9 protein-coding genes and 1 tRNA gene are annotated in these 16,902 nt (G+C 67.4%); 2 read left to right on the top strand and 8 right to left on the bottom strand.

Going from position 1 to position 16,902, the window contains the following annotated elements; genetic code table 11:
- Nucleotides 1-63: 63 nt before the first annotated feature.
- The 3 genes from rpsA to polA all read right to left on the bottom strand — a co-directional run bounded on the left by rpsA (nucleotide 64) and on the right by polA (nucleotide 6,560).
- Nucleotides 64-1,521, bottom strand: coding sequence for a 30S ribosomal protein S1 (gene rpsA, locus PA27867_RS09165; RefSeq protein ID WP_066595554.1), 1,458 nt, complete (start codon nucleotides 1,519-1,521; stop codon nucleotides 64-66).
- Between the two features lie 625 nt (nucleotides 1,522-2,146).
- Nucleotides 2,147-3,823: a DUF885 domain-containing protein gene (locus PA27867_RS09170; RefSeq protein WP_066595557.1), complete on the bottom strand. Its 1,677-nt coding sequence runs from the start codon at nucleotides 3,821-3,823 to the stop codon at nucleotides 2,147-2,149.
- Nucleotides 3,824-3,875: 52 nt separating this feature from the next.
- Nucleotides 3,876-6,560: a DNA polymerase I gene (gene polA / locus PA27867_RS09175; RefSeq protein WP_066595560.1), complete on the bottom strand. Its 2,685-nt coding sequence runs from the start codon at nucleotides 6,558-6,560 to the stop codon at nucleotides 3,876-3,878.
- A 57-nt stretch (nucleotides 6,561-6,617) separates the two neighbouring features.
- On the opposite strand from polA, the gene PA27867_RS09180 reads away from it, so the two are divergent.
- Entirely contained in the window at nucleotides 6,618-7,058 is a 441-nt protein-coding gene (locus PA27867_RS09180; RefSeq protein WP_066595561.1) for a hotdog fold thioesterase, read from the top strand.
- 95 nt (nucleotides 7,059-7,153) lie between these two features.
- Here PA27867_RS09180 and PA27867_RS09185 read toward each other — a convergent pair whose 3' ends face one another.
- Nucleotides 7,154-7,759, bottom strand: coding sequence for an ANTAR domain-containing response regulator (locus tag PA27867_RS09185; RefSeq protein ID WP_066595563.1), 606 nt, complete (start codon nucleotides 7,757-7,759; stop codon nucleotides 7,154-7,156).
- 38 nt (nucleotides 7,760-7,797) lie between these two features.
- Here PA27867_RS09185 and PA27867_RS09190 point away from each other — a divergent pair.
- Nucleotides 7,798-7,883, top strand: a tRNA-Leu gene (locus PA27867_RS09190).
- Nucleotides 7,884-8,141: 258 nt separating this feature from the next.
- Here PA27867_RS09190 and pyk read toward each other — a convergent pair.
- From pyk to lgt, 4 genes are all read right to left on the bottom strand, one after another.
- Complete coding sequence (gene pyk / locus PA27867_RS09195; protein ID WP_066595565.1) at nucleotides 8,142-9,587, bottom strand: pyruvate kinase; 1,446 nt, start codon at nucleotides 9,585-9,587, stop codon at nucleotides 8,142-8,144.
- Nucleotides 9,588-9,676: 89 nt separating this feature from the next.
- Nucleotides 9,677-11,134: a glutamate synthase subunit beta gene (locus PA27867_RS09200; RefSeq protein WP_066595568.1), complete on the bottom strand. Its 1,458-nt coding sequence runs from the start codon at nucleotides 11,132-11,134 to the stop codon at nucleotides 9,677-9,679.
- On the bottom strand, nucleotides 11,127-15,716 hold the full coding sequence (gltB, locus tag PA27867_RS09205) for a glutamate synthase large subunit (RefSeq protein WP_066595571.1): 4,590 nt from the start codon (nucleotides 15,714-15,716) through the stop codon (nucleotides 11,127-11,129). Before gltB ends, PA27867_RS09200 begins: the two co-directional genes overlap by 8 nt.
- Nucleotides 15,717-15,833: 117 nt before the next feature.
- Nucleotides 15,834-16,799 carry a prolipoprotein diacylglyceryl transferase gene (lgt, locus tag PA27867_RS09210; RefSeq protein WP_084020918.1) on the bottom strand — a complete coding sequence of 322 codons (966 nt, stop codon included), beginning with the start codon at nucleotides 16,797-16,799 and terminating at the stop codon, nucleotides 15,834-15,836.
- Nucleotides 16,800-16,902: the final 103 nt, after the last annotated feature.

The raw sequence follows: 16,902 nt of genomic DNA on the forward strand, positions 1-16,902 counted from the left end.
GGCACAGGCCGGACCCCGAAGGGTCCGGCCTGTGCGGCTCCGGCCAGAGCCGGAGGGATGCTGCTAGTTGTTGCTGCTGAGCTTCTCGCGCAGGGCGGCAAGCGCCTCGTCGTCGGCGAGGGTGCCGGCTCCGGCGGTCTCGCTGGAGAACGAGTTGCCAGCTGCGGACGCGACATCGCCGGGAGCGATGATCTCGTCGTTCGCGGATGCGACCTGCTTCTTGTGAGCTTCCCAGCGAGCCTGGGCTGCAGCGTAGTCCTGCTCCCACTTCTCGCGCTGGGTCTCGAAGCCTTCGCGCCACTCGTTGGTCTCCGGGTCGAAGCCCTCGGGGTACTTGTAGTTGCCCTGGTCGTCGTACTCGGTGAGCATTCCGTAGAGTGCCGGGTCGAACTCTGTGCCCTCGGGGTCGACACCATCGTTGGCCTGCTTGAGGCTCAGCGAGATGCGGCGACGCTCCAGGTCGATGTCGATGACCTTGACGAACACCTCGTCGCCGACCGAGACAACCTGCTCGGCGAGCTCAACGTGCTTGCCGGACAGCTCGGAGATGTGCACGAGGCCCTCGATGCCCTCTGCGACGCGAACGAACGCACCGAAGGGAACGAGCTTGGTGACCTTACCCGGTGCAACCTGGCCGATGGCGTGGGTGCGGGCGAAGACCTGCCACGGGTCTTCCTGCGTGGCCTTGAGCGACAGGGACACGCGCTCGCGGTCCAGGTCGACCTCGAGGATCTCGACGGTGACTTCCTGACCGACCTCGACGACCTCGCTGGCGTGCTCGATGTGCTTCCAGCTGAGCTCGGAGACGTGAACCAGACCGTCAACGCCACCCAGGTCGACGAACGCACCGAAGTTGACGATCGACGAGACGACGCCCTTGCGGACCTGTCCCTTCTGGAGGTTGTTGAGGAAGGTGGTGCGGCTCTCGGACTGGGTCTGCTCGAGCAGTGCGCGACGCGACAGGACCACGTTGTTGCGGTTCTTGTCGAGTTCGAGGATCTTGGCCTCGATCTCCTGGCCCAGGTACGGGGTCAGGTCGCGGACACGGCGAAGCTCGATGAGCGACGCGGGCAGGAAGCCACGCAGGCCGATGTCGACGATGAGACCGCCCTTGACGACCTCGATGACCGATCCGGTGACAACTCCGTCGGATTCCTTGATCTTCTCGACGTCGCCCCATGCACGCTCGTACTGAGCGCGCTTCTTCGACAGGATGAGACGGCCTTCTTTGTCTTCCTTCTGAAGAACGAGGGCCTCGACCAGGTCGCCGACCTTGACAACCTCGGAAGGGTCAACGTCGTGCTTGATGGAAAGTTCGCGGGAGGGGATGACACCCTCGGTCTTGTAGCCGACGTCGAGGAGGACCTCGTCGCGGTCGATCTTCACAACGGTGCCCTCGATGAGGTCTCCGTCGTTGAAGAATTTCAGAGTCTTTTCGACCGCGGCAAGGAAGTCTTCAGCAGATCCGATGTCGTTGATGGCGACCTGCTTGGGTGCCCGTTCGGTCGTTGCGATTGTCATGTAGTAGTTGCTCCAGGATGGACATATTCGGGCCAGAAGGGAGGTTAGTGCGATTTACTATGATGTTTCCGCGACTGGCAGCGGCTAATTCGTCACAAGCGTGACAGTAAAGCTTAGCTGTTTCGGGGCGGCCCGGGCAACCCGCCCAACGACGTATCTCCCCCGACTCGAGAACGCGCGCCAGGCCTTTCGATTCCTCGCCCGTCGCGACAGAACTCGGGAACTTCCCCATCCGCTGGTCGAGCCTGTCGAGACCCGGTGACCCGATCCGCGATCCGCGGTCCGTGGGCCTCAGATCCGCGGGTTGGCCGGCGGGGTCTCGACAGGCTCGACCAACGTGTGGTCGCGACCCGCCGGTTGGCCGGCGGGGTCTCGACAGGCTCGACCAACGTGTGGTCGCGATCTGCAGGTTGTCCTGCGACGGACCCTGTCGCCTGTCGCGAGGGATCTCGGAGACGTCCCCATCCCGGTGGTCGAGCCTGTCGAGACCCGGTGACCCGGTGCGCGGTCCGTGGATGCGTCAGACCCGCAGATCGGCCGGCGGGGTCTCGACGGGCTCGACCAACGTGAGGTCGCGACCCGCGGGTCGGCCGGCGGTCCCGCGGGGCCGCCGGCCAGGCTCGGGTCAGGGCTGCAGGGCGGAGCGGAGGGTGTCAAGGCCGACGCCGCCGAGGTCGAGCGCGCGGCGGTGGAATTCCTTGATGTTGAACGCCGCACCATCCCTGGCCTGGGCCTCGTCGCGCAGCTGTTCCCAGATCCGCTGGCCGATCTTGTACGACGGTGCCTGGCCCGGCCAGCCCAGGTAGCGGTTCACCTCGAACCTGACGAATCCCTCGTTCATGTTGACGTTCCGGGCGAGGAAGTCGAAGGCGTAGTCGGCCGTCCACACCCCTGAGCCGTCCGGAACGGTCTTGCCCAGGTGCACGCCGATGTCCAGCACCACCCGCGCCGCGCGCATCCGCTGCCCGTCCAGCATGCCGAGCCTGTCGGCGGGGTCGTCGAGGTAGCCCAGCTGCTCCATCAGGCGTTCCGCGTACAGGGCCCAGCCCTCGGCGTGGCCGGAGGTGCCGGCGAGCTGCCGGCGCCAGGTGTTCAGCTTGGCCCGGTTGTACACCGCCTGGCCGATCTGCAGGTGGTGGCCGGGAATGCCCTCGTGATAGACCGTGGTGAGTTCGCGCCAGGTGTCGAATTCGGTCACGCCGACGGGCACGGACCACCACATCCGGCCGGGCCGGGAGAAGTCGTCGGTCGGGCCTGTGTAGTAGATCCCGCCCTCCTGGGTGGGTGCGATCATGCACTCCAGACGGCGGATCTCCTCCGGGATGTCGAACTGGGTCTCGCCCAGCTCTGCGACGGCACGGTCGCTGGTCTCCTGCATCCAGCGCTGCAGGGCGTCGGTGCCGTGCAGCTTGCGGGCCGGATCGGTGTCGAGGAACTCGATGGCCTCCAGGACCGTGGCGCCCGGTTTGATCTGCCTGGCCACGCTCTCCTGCTCGGCCACCATGCGACCGAGTTCCTCTATGCCCCACTCGTAGGTCTCGTCGAGGTCGACGGTGGCGCCGAGGAACCGGCGGGAACTGAGCGCATAGAGGTCGCGGCCGATGGCGTCGACCTCGGTGGCCCGCGGCGCGAGGTCGTCGGCGAGGAACGCCGCGAGCTTGTCGTAGGCCGAGGCCGCCCGACTGGCCCGTACGCCAAGGTCGGTGGCCAGGGTGGCCGGAAGCGAGCCGGTCTCCAGGCCGGCCTCGGCGACGAAATGATTGAAGAACCCGTCGTTGGCGGCCGTGCGCCGTACCTGCCCGAGCACCTCGACCACCTGGCGCCTGGCCGGGGTGATGCCCTGTTCGATACCCAGACGCAGGGTCTGGATGTAGCCGTCGATGGCCGCGGGCACGGCCTGCAGCCGCGCGGAGATGTTCTGCCAGTCGGCCACGGTGCCGGTGGGCATCAGGTCGAAGACCTCCCGGATCTCCTGCACCGGGGAGGCGATCACGTTGAGGTCGCGCAGGTGCAGCCCGGCCGCGGAGCTCTCCAGGTCGAGCGCGAGAGTGCTGCCGAGGTCCGTGCGGGTGACGTCGTCGACGGCGTCGACCGGGTTCGCGGCGTCCAGGGCCGCGATGACCTCGGTGGCCGCCTGCACGTACCTGGCGTGCCCGTCGGGCGAGTAGTCCGCAAATCCCGACCCGTCCGCAGCCCGGCCGATGTAGGTGCCAACGGTCGGATCGAGGGCGACGAGGGTGTCCACCCACTGCTCGGCGATCTGGTCGACGGGCGTGGGAGTCCGGTAATCGTTGACAGTCATGCACAGAGCCTAGAACACGCACCGACCCCAGGACACGGCCGTGACGCCGCCGTCAGTGTGCGGCGGCGTCCCAGTTGGCCCCGCGCCCGACCTGCACGTCCAACGGCACCAGCAGCTCAGCGGCGGTCTCCATCCGGTGCGTGACAACGGCGCGCAGGGCGTCCCACTCCCCCGGGGCGACCTCGAAGATCAGCTCGTCGTGCACCTGCAGCATCATGCGGCTGGCCAGATCCTGGTCGCGCAGGTCAGCGGCGATCCGGTTCATCGCGATCTTCATCAGGTCGGCCGCCGAACCCTGGATCGGGGCGTTGAGCGCGGCGCGTTCGGCGTTGTCGCGCAGCACCCGGTTGGGGCTGTTCAGCTCGGGGAACGGCCTGCGCCGGCCGAAGATCGTGGTGGTGTGGCCGTCGATCTTGGCCTGCTCCACGACGCGGCGGAGGTAGTCGCGCACGGCGCCGAACCGGGCGAAGTAGTCGGCGATGAGCTGCTTGGCCTCCCGGGATTCGATCCGCAGCTGGCGGGACAGGCCGAAAGCGCTGAGCCCGTAGGCGAGGCCGTACGACATGGCCTTGACCTTGTTGCGCATCTCCCCCGTCACATCCTCCGGCGCGACGCCGAAGACCCGGGCGCCGACGAACCTGTGCAGGTCCTCCCCGGCGTTGAACGCCTCGATCAGACCGGCGTCCTCCGAGAGGTGGGCCATGATCCGCATCTCGATCTGGGAGTAGTCGGCGGTGAGCAGGCTCTCGCTGCCGGGCCCGGCCTGGAACGCGGCGCGGATACGGCGGCCCTCCTCCGTACGAACAGGGATGTTCTGCAGGTTCGGGTCCGTCGAGGAGATGCGCCCGGTGGCGGTGCCGATCTGCACGTAGGTGGTGTGGATGCGCCCGGTGTCGTCGATGGCCTTGTCGAGGGTTTCCACGATCTGGCGGAGCTTTGTCGCGTCACGGTGCTTGAGCAGCAGGTCGAGGAACGGATGCGGGTTGCTGGCCTGCAGGTCGGCCAGGGCGCCGGCGTCCGTGGTGAAACCGGTCTTGTTCGCCCGGGTGCGCGGCATGCCGAGCTGGTCGAACAGGACCTCCTGCAGCTGCTTGGGCGAGCCGAGGTTCACCTCCCGGCCGATCTGGGCGTAGGCGCCGGCGGCGAGGGCCGCGGCCGTGTCGCCGAGCTGGGTGGACAGGGCAGCGAGTTCGTCGTGGGAGACGGCCACACCGGCCAGTTCCATGTCGGCCAGGGTCATCAGGGTGGGCATCTCGATGTCGGTCAGCACCGAGCGGGAGCCCGCGTCGAGCAGGGCGACCAGGGTCGCGGCGAGGCGCACGGTGTACCAGGAGTCCACGGCGATGCCGCCGGCGACGCTCTCGTCCGGCACGAGCTGGTTGGGGTCGACTACGGGCAGGGTCTCGTCGAGGTAACGCTTGACGAGGTCGGCCAGGGTCTTGTCCGGGCCGCCGGGCCGTAGCAGCCAGCCGGCCACGAGGGTGTCGATGGCCAGTCCGTCCATCGGCAGGCCGGCTCGCGTGAGCGCCTTCACCTGCGGTTTGGCATCGTGCATGACCTTGGGGCTCGGGCCGGCCAGCCATTCCTCGAGGGGAAGGTAGTCGGCACGGTGAGGCTGCCAGGCCACCGTCGCGATCTCGGTGGCCGTCGCCAGGCCGAATCCAATCGGCAGGCCGTCCTGCACGTCGACGGTGACGGAGATCGCGGTGCCCGCGCGGGTCACCCGGTCCAGCCAGGTGGCCAGTTCCTCGTCCAGCAGTTCGCGCTCAACGGGTGCGCGGGCCGCGGCGGGAGCCTCGGGGGCGGCAACGGCGGCAGCCGGAGTGGCGTCGACGCCGTTGCCGTTGCCGGCCTCGATCTTGATCACCCGGTCGAGCAGGGTGCGGAACTCAAGGCGTCCGAACACGTCGCGCACGGCGTCCTCGTCGATGGGGCCGCGCGCCAGGTCGTCCAGCTCGACGGGCAGGTCCAGATCGGTCACGAGCCGGTTGAGACGTCGGTTGCGGATCGCGTTGTCCTTCTGCTCGCGCAGGTTGGCGCCGACAACGCCGGTGATCTCGTCGGCGTGCTCGAGGATCGCGTCGAGACTGCCGAATCGGTCGAGCCACTTCACGGCGGTCTTCTCACCGACCTTGCTGATGCCGATCAGGTTGTCGCTGGTCTCCCCCACCAGTGCGGCGATGTCGGGGTACTGCTCGGGGGCGATGCCGTATTTCTCGCGCACCTTCGCCGGGTCGTACCGGGTCAGAGCCGAGACACCCTGGCTCGCCGGGTAGAGCAGGGTCACGTTCTCGTTGACCAGCTGGATGGTGTCGCGGTCTCCGGACACGACGTACACGTCGTAGCCCTCTGCCGTTCCGCGTACCGACAGGGTTGCGAGGATGTCGTCGGCCTCGTAGTCGTCCTTGGTGAGCGTGGTGATGTTCATGGCCTTGAGGGCCTCCTGCAGGAGCGGCACCTGGCCCTTGAACTCGGAGGGAGTGATGGCCCTGGTGCCCTTGTATTCGGGGTAGTCCCTGGTACGGAATGAGAAGCGGGAGATGTCGAAGGCCACGGCGATATGGGTGGGCTTCTCATTGCGCAGCAGGCTCAGCAGCATCGACAGGAAGCCGTGGATGGCATTCGTGTGCTGCCCGTCCCTGGTCTGGAAGCTGTCGACGGGGAGGGCATGAAATGCCCGGTAGGCCAGCGAGTGGCCGTCGATGATCATCAGGGTAGGCTTTTTGGATTCCGACACGGACCCAGCCTACAAGCCGTATCCCGGCGTGGCTGAGCCAGCACTCAGAGGGTGGTTATGACCGAACACGACATGCCCGACAGCGGCGCCGACTACCTCGCCTGGACGAAGGCCCGCGGCGCCGGCGACCTCGCCGACAAGATGGGCATCGAGTTCACCGAGTTCTCGATCGACCGCGCGGTGGCCCGGATGCCCGTCGAGGGCAACACCCAACCGGCCATGCTGCTGCACGGCGGCGCGTATGTGGTGATGGGCGAGTCGCTCGGGTCGATGTCCGCGAATCTGCACGCCGGGGCCGGCAAGATCGCGGTGGGTATCGAGATCAACGCCAGCCACACCGGCTCCGCCACCTCAGGGTGGGTCACGGCTGTGTGCACGCCCATCCACCTCGGCCGCACGCTCACGACGCACGAGATCGTGGTCACCGACGACCGCGGCCGCCGCTGCTCCACCATCCGCATCACCAACCTGATCATGGACCGTCCCGCCGGGGCCTGACCTGATCTGCGAACCGCGGGCGGGTACGAAAAAGCGGGTCCCTCACCGAGGGACCCGCTTTTTTCGTGACGGGGGTTGGTGCGTCGTGGTCCGGGTTACTTCTTGGCGCTGAGCTGTTCGATGATGGCCTGGGCCACGTCGTGCATGGTCAGCCGGCGGTCCATGGATGCCTTCTGGATCCAGCGGAACGCCTCGGGTTCGGTGAGGCCCATCTTCTCGTTGAGCAGGCCCTTGGCGCGGTCGACGAGCTTGCGGGTCTCGAAGCGCTCGACCAGGTCGGCGACCTCGGCCTCGAGGGTGATGATCTGGCTGTAGCGCGAGAGGGCGATCTCGATCGCGGGCAACAGGTCGTTGGGGGTGAACGGCTTGACGACGTACGCCAGGGCGCCGGCCTCGCTGGCGCGCTCCACGAGCTCCTTCTGGCTGAAGGCGGTGAGCAGCACGACGGGCGCGATGTGGGCCTTGGTGATGCGCTCCGCGGCCGAGATCCCGTCGAGGTGGGGCATCTTGACGTCCATGATCACCAGGTCTGGGCGCAACTCGGTGGCCAGGGCCACGGCGGTCTCGCCGTCACCGGCTTCACCCACGACTTCGAATCCGTTGTCACGGAGGATCTCGACGATGTCGAGCCTGATGAGGGATTCATCCTCCGCTACGACGACGCGGCGGGGGGGTACTGGAGTTGTCTCTTGGTCGGTCACAGGCAAAAGCCTACGGTATTCTGGTGCAGGTGTTGTGAGCCGGTGTGGCGGAATGGCAGACGCGGAGCACTCAAAATGCTTTGTTCGAAAGGACGTGTGGGTTCGAGTCCCACCACCGGTACCACATCACCGCATGCCCGTCCCCGGTTGAACCCCGGCGGCGGGCATGCGGTGTTTAACCCGCCGAGCCGCTGCGCGCCCGACTGAGGGTCAGGTCAGGCCCCTCCCGCTCCCTGTCCGTCTGCGGCCTGCACAGGCGTCCACCGGGCGTGCACGGCCGCTCAGGGGTCGTCAGTCGGCCCATCGTCCCGGGGGAAAGACAACAGCCCCGCGGATTCCTCCGCGGGGCTGTTGTCGTTCTGCTGGCTATCTGTGGTGCTGGTTACTGCTGGGCGTACGCCGGCGCGACACCGTTGTGGGCGTCACCGATGCGGTGGACCCGGATGTCGTTCGTGGAGCCCGCGATTCCGGGAGGGGAACCGGAGATCACAACGACCTTGTCGCCGATCTCGGCCAGGCCCTGGCCGAGCAGGATGTCGTCGACCTGACCGAACATCGAGTCGGTGTGGGTGACCGGCTCGACGAGGTACGTCTGCACGCCCCAGGTCAGGGCCAGACGGCGACGGATGCCGGCGTCCGGGGTGAAGGCCAGCATCGGGATGCTCGAGCGCAGCCGCGACATACGGCGCGCCGAGTCGCCGGACTCGGTGAAGATGCAGAGGTACTTGGCCTCCACGAACTCGGCGACCTCGATGGCGGCCAGCGTGATGGCGCCGCCCTGGGTGCGCGGCTTGTTGGTGAGCGGAGCGATCCGCTCCAGGCCGTGCTCCTCGGTCGAGGACACGATCCGGGCCATCGTCTGCACGGTGACCACGGGGTACTCGCCGACACTGGTCTCGCCACTGAGCATGACCGCGTCCGCACCGTCGAGAACGGCGTTGGCGACGTCGGACGTCTCCGCGCGCGTCGGAACGGGGCTGTGGATCATCGATTCGAGCATCTGTGTCGCGACGATGACGGGCTTTGCCATGCGGCGGGCCAGCTCGACGGCGTGCTTCTGCACGATCGGCACGGCCTCGAGCGGAAGCTCGACACCGAGGTCACCACGGGCGACCATGATCGCGTCGAAGGCGTCGACGATGCCCTCGAGGGCCTCGACGGCCTGGGGCTTCTCGATCTTGGCGATGACGGGAACCTTGCGGCCCTCCTCTGCCATGATCTCGTGCACCCGGTCGATGTCGGCGGCGTTCCGCACGAAGGACAAAGCGATGAGGTCGGTGCCGAGGCGCAGGCCCCAACGCAGGTCTGCCTCGTCCTTTTCGCTCAGGGCGGGCACGTTGACGGCAACGCCGGGCAGGTTGATGCCCTTGTTGTTCGACACCGGGCCGGCGACGATGACCTTGGTGGTCACGACGGTGCCGTCGGTTTCGACGACCTCGACCTTGACCTTGCCGTCGTCGATGAGCAGGAAGTCGCCCGGCTTGACGTCGTTCGGCAGGCCCTTGTAGGTCGTGCCGGACAGTTCCTTGGTGCCGAGGATGTCTTCGGTGGTGATCTTGAAGATGTCTCCGACGGCCAGGTCGTACGGGCCGCCCTCGAACTTGCCGAGGCGGATCTTCGGGCCCTGCAGGTCGACCATGACGGCGACGGCACGTCCGGAGTCGTTGGCTGCCTTACGCACATTGGCGTAGACGCCCTCGTGCACGGTGTAGTCGCCGTGGCTCAGGTTCATGCGGCAGACGTCCACGCCGGCGTCGATAATGGCGCGGATCTGTTCGTAGCTGGATGCTGCCGGCCCGAGGGTGGCGACGATTTTCGCGCGTCTCATTCTGGTGGATCTCCGGTTTCCGCGCCGGTCTGGCGCATTGGTGCGTTCGGTTGAGTGGAGAAATGGGCAGCGGAATTCACGTCGTTCGCTCAGATGGCAAACGAATGATCCGTCGGCTTCACCGGGGCGGGCAGTTGAGTCTCGCCTTCGAGAAACCGATCGACGGCTGCCGCGGCAGCGCGCCCTTCGGCGATCGCCCATACGATGAGCGACTGACCTCGGCCTGCATCTCCGGCAACGAAAACACCCTCGTGGCTGGTCTGGTAATCACTATCACGCACGACATTACTCCGGTCGTCGAGCGGTAAGTGCAGCTCATGGGTCAATTCGGTGCTGTCGGGGCCGGTGAAGCCCAGCGCCAGCAGCACCAAGTCAGCCGGAATCTCGCGCTCCGTACCGGCTTTGGGAACCCGGCGGCCATCGAGATATTCGGTCTCGGCAACCCGGATCGCCCGCACTTCGCCGGCGTCGTTGGACAGGAATTCGATGGTGGAGGCGAGGTACTGGCGGGTGCCGCCCTCTTCGTGGGCACTGGAGACCTCGAACAGGGTGGGTGACATCGGCCAGGGCTGGTGCTCCGGGCGGCTGTCGCCGGGCTGCTTGCCGATGGCGAGGTTGGTGACGGATGCCGCGAGCTGGCGGTGCGCGGTGCCGATGCAGTCCGCACCGGTGTCGCCGCCGCCGAGGACGACGACGTGCTTGCCCTCCGCGGTGATCTGGTTGTCGACGGTGTCGCCGGCGCCCACTTTGTTCTGCTGCACGAGGTATTCCATCGCGAAGTGCACGCCGGGCAGGTCGCGCCCGGGGATCGGCAGGTCGCGCGGCACCATGGCACCGGTGGCGACGACCACGGCGTCATAGCGGGCGCGCAGGTCGGCCCAGGTGATGTCCACGCCGATGTTGACTCCGGCGCGGAACCGGGTGCCCTCGGCGGTCATCTGCGCGAGGCGCCCGTCGAGGTGCTTCTTCTCCATCTTGAAGTCGGGGATGCCGTAGCGCAGCAGGCCGCCGATGCGGTCGTCACGCTCGAACACGGCCACGGTGTGACCGGCCCGGGTGAGCTGCTGTGCGGCGGCGAGACCGGCCGGGCCGGAGCCGACGACCGCGACAGTCTTGCCGGTCAGGCGCCCGGGAGGCTGCGGGACGACCCAGCCCTCCGCGAAGGCCTGGTCGATGATCGACACCTCGACCTGCTTGATCGTGACCGCGGGCTGGTTGATGCCCAGCACGCAGGCGGATTCGCAGGGCGCGGGGCAGAGCCGGCCGGTGAACTCGGGGAAGTTGTTCGTGGCGTGCAGACGTTCGATGGCCTGCCGGCCCTCGTCGCGCCAGGTGAGGTCGTTCCACTCGGGGATCAGGTTGCCCAGCGGGCAGCCCTGGTGACAGAACGGCACGCCGCAGTCCATGCAGCGGCCGGCCTGGCGCTTGAGCACGGCCGAGTCGCCGGCCTCATAGACCTCTTTCCAGTCCATCAAGCGGATGGATACCGGACGACGGGCGGGAAGTTCCCGATCCGTGGTCTTCAGGAATCCCTTCGGGTCAGCCATTGGTTACCTCCAAGATGCGGTTCCAGACCACGTCGCCGTCGGGGTCGAGACCCTCGGCGACGGCGCTCTGCCTGGTTGCCAGGACGGCCGCGTAGTCCCGCGGCAGTACCTTGACGAAGTTCTTCAGTGTGGTGGCGCGGTCGGCGAGGAGCCGTGCGGCCAGATCGGAGTCGGTCTGCGCGAGGTGCTGTTCGAGCAGGTCGGTGACGATCTCGATGTCGGCGCTGCCGAGGGGCAGCAGGGACAGTTCGCCGGATTCGAGCGAGTCGCGGTTGACCTGTTCGGTGCGCAGGCCGTACACGTACGCGGTTCCGCCGGACATGCCGGCGCCGAGGTTCCGGCCGGTGTTGCCCAGGATCACGGCGAGTCCACCGGTCATGTATTCCAGGGCGTGGTCGCCCACGCCCTCCACGACGGCGGTCGCGCCGGAGTTGCGCACCAGGAAGCGTTCACCGACGATGCCGCGGATGAACATGCTGCCCAGGGTGGCGCCGTAGCCGATGACGTTGCCGGCGATCACGTTGTCCTCGGCGGCGAAGACGCTGCCGCGGTCGGGGCGCACGATGATCTGTCCGCCGGAGAGACCCTTGCCGACATAGTCGTTGGAGTCTCCCTCGAGGCGCAGGGTGATCCCGCTCGGCAGGAAGGCCCCGAAGGACTGTCCGGCCGAACCGGTCAGCGTCACGTCGATCGAGCCTGCGGGCAGGCCGTTCTCGCCGTGCCGGAGGGTGACCTCGTGACCGAGCATCGTGCCGACGGCGCGTTCGGTGTTGCGGATCGGCAGGGCGATCTTCACAGTTCCGCCGTGCTCCCGGCCGTGTTCGAGCACACTGGCGCTCTGGCGGATGAGTTCCACGTCGAAGTGCTTGTCGAGCTCGTGTTCCTGGGCGCGGCCGGACTGCCGGGGCTCGCCGGCGGAGAAGTCCGGACCCACGAGGATCGGCGCCAGGTTGAGACCGGACGCCTTCCAGTGGTTCAGGGCGCCGTTGACGTTGAGCAGTTCCTTGCGCCCGGTGGCCTCCTCGAGGCTGCGGAAGCCGAGCTCGGCCAGGTACTCGCGCACCTCCTGCGCAATGAACTCGAAGAAGTTCACCACGTAGTCGGCCTTGCCGCTGAACCGCTTGCGCAGCTCGGGGTTCTGGGTGGCGACACCGACCGGGCAGGTGTCCAGGTGGCAGACCCGCATCATGATGCAGCCCTCCACGATGAGCGGAGCGGTGGCGAAACCGAACTCTTCGGCTCCGAGCAGGGCGCCGATGACGACGTCCCGGCCGGTCTTGAGCTGGCCGTCGACCTGCAGCACGACCCGGTCGCGCATGCCGTTGAGCATCAGGGTCTGCTGGGTCTCGGCCAGGCCGAGTTCCCAGGGCGTGCCCGCGTGCTTGAGCGAGTTGAGCGGGCTCGCGCCGGTGCCGCCGTCATGCCCGGAGACCAGGATCACGTCGGAGAGCGCCTTGGCGACGCCGGCCGCGACGGCACCGATACCGGACTGGCTGACCAGTTTGGTGTGGATGCGCGCGGTCGGGTTGGCCCGCTTGAGGTCGAAGATGAGCTGCTTGAGGTCTTCGATCGAGTAGATGTCGTGGTGCGGGGGCGGCGAGATCAGGCCGACGCCGGCGGTGGCGTGCCGGGTGCGGGCCACCCACGGGTAGACCTTGGTGGGCGGCAGCTGGCCGCCCTCCCCCGGCTTGGCGCCCTGGGCGAGCTTGATCTGGATGTCGTCGGCGTGGGTGAGGTACATGCTTGTCACGCCGAACCGGCCGGAAGCCACCTGCTTGACGGCGCTGCGACGCTCGGGGTCGAGCAGCCTGTCGAGGTCCTCGCCGCCCTCACCGGTGTTGGACTTGCCGCCCAGCCGGTTCATGGCGATGGCCAGGGTCTCGTGCGCCTCCTGCGAGATGGAGCCATAGCTCATCGCGCCGGTGGAGAACTTCTTCACGATCGACGCCACGGATTCGACCTCGTCGATGGGTACGGCCTTGCGCTGCCCCACGTTGAAGGTGAACATGCCGCGCAGCGTCATCAGGCTCTCGGCCTGATCGTCGACGAGCTTGGTGTACTCCTTGAAGATGTCGTAGCGGCGGGTGCGCGTCGAATGCTGCAACCGGAAGATGGTCTCCGGGTTGAACAGGTGCGGCGAACCGTCGCGGCGCCACTGGTACTCGCCGCCGGTCGCGAGGCGCTCGTGCACCGTGACGGCCGCATCCTGCGGGTAGGCGCCCACGTGCCGTTCGAGGTTTTCCGCGGCGATCACGTCGATGCCCACCCCGCCGAGTTTGCTCGTGGTGCCGGTGAAGTACTGGTCGATGAACTCCTGGCTGAGGCCCACGGCTTCGAAGGTCTGCGCGCCGGCGTAGGACGACACCGTGGAGATGCCCATCTTGGACATGATCTTGAGCACGCCCTTGCCGAGCGCCTTGATCACGTTCTTGACGGCCTTCTCCGGCGTGACGGTGGTGATGAAGCCGCTGCGCACGAGGTCCTCGCAGGTCTCCATCGCCAGGTACGGGTTGACGGCGCTGGCGCCGTACCCGATCAGCAGGGCCACGTGGTGCACCTCGCGCACGTCGCCGGCTTCGACGACGATGCCCACCTTGAGGCGGTTCTCGGTGCGGATGAGGTGGTGGTGCACGGCCGCGATCATCAGGAGCGACGGGATGGGCGCCAGGTCCTTGGTGCTGTCCCGGTCGGACAGCACGATGAACAGCGCACCGGCCTCGATGGCCGCGTCGACCTCGTGGCACATCTCCTCGATGCGGGTGGAGAGGGCGCTGGGGCCGTCGTCGAACCGGTAGAGGCCGCGGATGGTGGTGGTCGTGCGACTTCCCGGTGAAGTGTCGATGTGCTGGATCTTGGCCAGCTCGTCGTTGTCGATCACGGGGAAGTCGAGCACGACCTGGCGGGCGTGCTCAGGACCGGCAGAGAGCAGGTTGAGCTCCGGGCCGAGACCGAGCTTCAGGCTCGTGACGACCTCTTCGCGGATCGAGTCCAGGGGCGGGTTGGTGACCTGGGCGAACTGCTGGGTGAAGTAGTCGAAGAGCAGCCGGGGACGCTCGCTGAGCACGGCGATGGGCGTGTCGCTGCCCATGGCGCCGAGAGGCTCCGCACCGGTCCGTGCCATCGGGGCGAGCAGGATGCGCACCTCTTCTTCGGTGTAACCGAAGGTGCGCTGGCGGCGCACGACGGATGCCGGCGGGTGCACGATGTGCTCCCGGTCGGGCAGGTCCTTGAGGTTGATCCGGCCGGCGTCGAGCCAGGAGCCCCAGGGCTCGCTCGCGGCGAGCTCGCCCTTGATCTCCTCGTCTTCGATGAGGCGACCTGCCTCGGTGTCGACGAGGAACATCTTGCCGGGCTGCAGCCGACCCTTCCGCACCACGCGCGCGGGGTCGACGTCGAGGACGCCGATCTCGCTGGCGAGCACGACGAGGCCGTCGTCGGTGATGACGTACCGGCCCGGGCGCAGGCCGTTGCGGTCCAGGGTGGCGCCGACGAGCGTGCCGTCGGTGAAGACAATGGCGGCCGGGCCGTCCCACGGCTCCATGAGCATGGAGTGGTACTCGTAGAAGGCGCGACGGTCACGGTCGAGGTCGGGCTGGTTCTCCCACGCCTCGGGGACCATCATCATGACGGCGTGCGGCAGGGACCGGCCGGACAGGCTGAGCAGCTCAACGACCTCGTCGAAGGAGGCCGAGTCGCTGGCGCCCGGGGTCACGATCGGGAAGAGCGGGTTGAGGTCGCCGAGCAGTTCGGATTCGAGCTGGGACTGGCGTGCGCGCATCCAGTTGCGGTTGCCCTGGACCGTGTTGATCTCACCGTTGTGCGCGATCATGCGGAACGGCTGGGCCAGCGGCCAGGACGGGAACGTGTTGGTGGAGTACCGGGAGTGCACCAGGGCGAGCTTCGAGGTGAAGCGCTCGTCGGAGAGGTCCGGGTAGAACGGTTCGAGCTGCAGCGTCGTGACCATGCCCTTGTAGACGATGGTGCGGCAGGACAGCGACGCGAAGTAGGTCTCGAGTTCCCGTTCGGCACGCTTCCGCAGCCGCACGGCCTGGCGGTCGAGGTCGATCCCGGAGCGCAGCGAGCCGTCCTCGGTGGTGCGGGTGCTGGCCACATAAAGCTGCTGAATGGCGGGCATGGCCGCCCGGGCCAGGTTGCCGACCTCGTCGGGACGCACTGGGACCTCGCGCCAGCCGAGGATGCTCAGGCTCTCCTGGCGGGCGATGGCCTCGATGGCGCCCTTGACGGCGCTCCGCGCGGTGGGCTCGGTGGGCAGGAAGACGTTCCCGACGGCGTACTGTCCCGCGTCGGGCAGCGCGAACGTCGACACGGCGCGGAAGAAGTCGTCGGGAATCTGGGTGACGATTCCGGCGCCGTCACCGGTACCGGCGTCGGACCCGACCGCACCACGGTGCTCGAGGTTGCGAAGCGCGTCGAGGGCTCGCGTGATGATGTCGTGCCCGGCCGTACCCCGGAGGGTGGCGACCATGGCGAGACCACAGGCGTCGCGTTCGTCGTGCGGGTTGTAGAGCCCCTGGGCTGGGGGAACACTACTGAACCGCGAGAAGAGAGGTTGCTGCGTCATTAGACCGTCCTCACGAAATGACTGGCAGGTGGGGACGCCGTTGGCCCGCTGGAAGAGGAGATACCGGCCGCCCGGTATGTGGGGCGAAAAACCGTGGACCGGGTGGGATGACCGCGGTTAGGGGCGTGAGTCGGTGGTGCTTGTGGCGTCGACCTCGCGTGATTCAACGGGTTCAGCAGCCTCATTGCCGTGATCCTCGATGTCGGAATCGGATTCACCAGATTCTACCTCAGGGTTCACCGGCTTCCACTCGCGGCCGGGCCGGTAGGGGCTGAGTTCGATGCCGGTGTGCCGGCGGCTCTGCACCAGGATGATGACCAGGCCGATCACGATGGCGAACAGCGCGGCCCACACATTGGTGCGGAGGCCGAAGAAGATCTCGCTGGGGTCGACCCGGATCGACTCGAAGACGCTGCGGCCGACGCCATACCAGATCAGGTAGACACCGAAGGCGCTCCCCCAACGCAGGCGGAAGCGACGCTCGAGGATGAGGATGACGGCGACGCCGACCAGGTTCCAGACGATCTCGTACAGGAAGGTCGGGTGGAACAGGGTGCCGGCGGGCAGGCCGACCGGGTACGCGGCGTTGGTGGGCTCGATCTCGAGGCCCCAGGGCAGCGTGGTCGGCAAACCGAACAGCTCGTGGTTGAACCAGTTGCCGAGGCGTCCCATGGCCTGGGCGAGCAGCATGCCCGGAGCCAGGGCGTCGGCGAAGGACCAGAACCGGATGCCCGAGCGGCGGCAGCCGATGTAGGCTCCGACCGCTCCACCGAGCAGGGCTCCGAAGATGGCGATGCCGCCCTTCCAGACCGCGAAGACGTCCCAGAGGTTCGCGCCGTCGTAGAAGTAGTCATTGGGGTGCGTGAGGACGTGGAAGATGCGAGCCCCCACGATGCCGAGCGGAACGGCCCACAGGATGATGTCGAGCACGACGCCCGGCTCGCCGCCGCGCTTCGTCAGTCGACGGCTGGTCAGCGCGGTGGCCGCGAAGATGCCGATCAGGATGCAGATCGCATAGGCGTGGATGCGGAGCGGCCCCAGGTCGAAGTAGCTCCACTCGGGGCTCGGAATGCTCAGGGGCATAGACACGACAACAACCTTTCATCGTGACCCATCGGTCACTGGGAGCCGGTCGGATGACCGCCTCGGACAATTTACCCTAGAACGCCGCTGCGGATGATCGTGA

It is taken from the genome of Cryobacterium arcticum (assembly GCF_001679725.1).
GTDB lineage: Bacteria > Actinomycetota > Actinomycetes > Actinomycetales > Microbacteriaceae > Cryobacterium > Cryobacterium arcticum_A.

Excerpts from the sequence above, each read along its gene's own strand:
- rpsA (WP_066595554.1), bottom strand. The coding sequence starts at position 1,521 with ATGACAATCGCAACGACCGAACGGGCACCCAAGCAGGTCGCCATCAAC.
- PA27867_RS09170 (WP_066595557.1), bottom strand. The coding sequence starts at position 3,823 with ATGACTGTCAACGATTACCGGACTCCCACGCCCGTCGACCAGATCGCC.
- PA27867_RS09180 (WP_066595561.1), top strand. The coding sequence starts at position 6,618 with ATGACCGAACACGACATGCCCGACAGCGGCGCCGACTACCTCGCCTGG.
- pyk (WP_066595565.1), bottom strand. The coding sequence starts at position 9,587 with ATGAGACGCGCGAAAATCGTCGCCACCCTCGGGCCGGCAGCATCCAGC.
- PA27867_RS09200 (WP_066595568.1), bottom strand. The coding sequence starts at position 11,134 with ATGGCTGACCCGAAGGGATTCCTGAAGACCACGGATCGGGAACTTCCC.
- gltB (WP_066595571.1), bottom strand. The coding sequence starts at position 15,716 with ATGACGCAGCAACCTCTCTTCTCGCGGTTCAGTAGTGTTCCCCCAGCC.
- lgt (WP_084020918.1), bottom strand. The coding sequence starts at position 16,799 with ATGCCCCTGAGCATTCCGAGCCCCGAGTGGAGCTACTTCGACCTGGGG.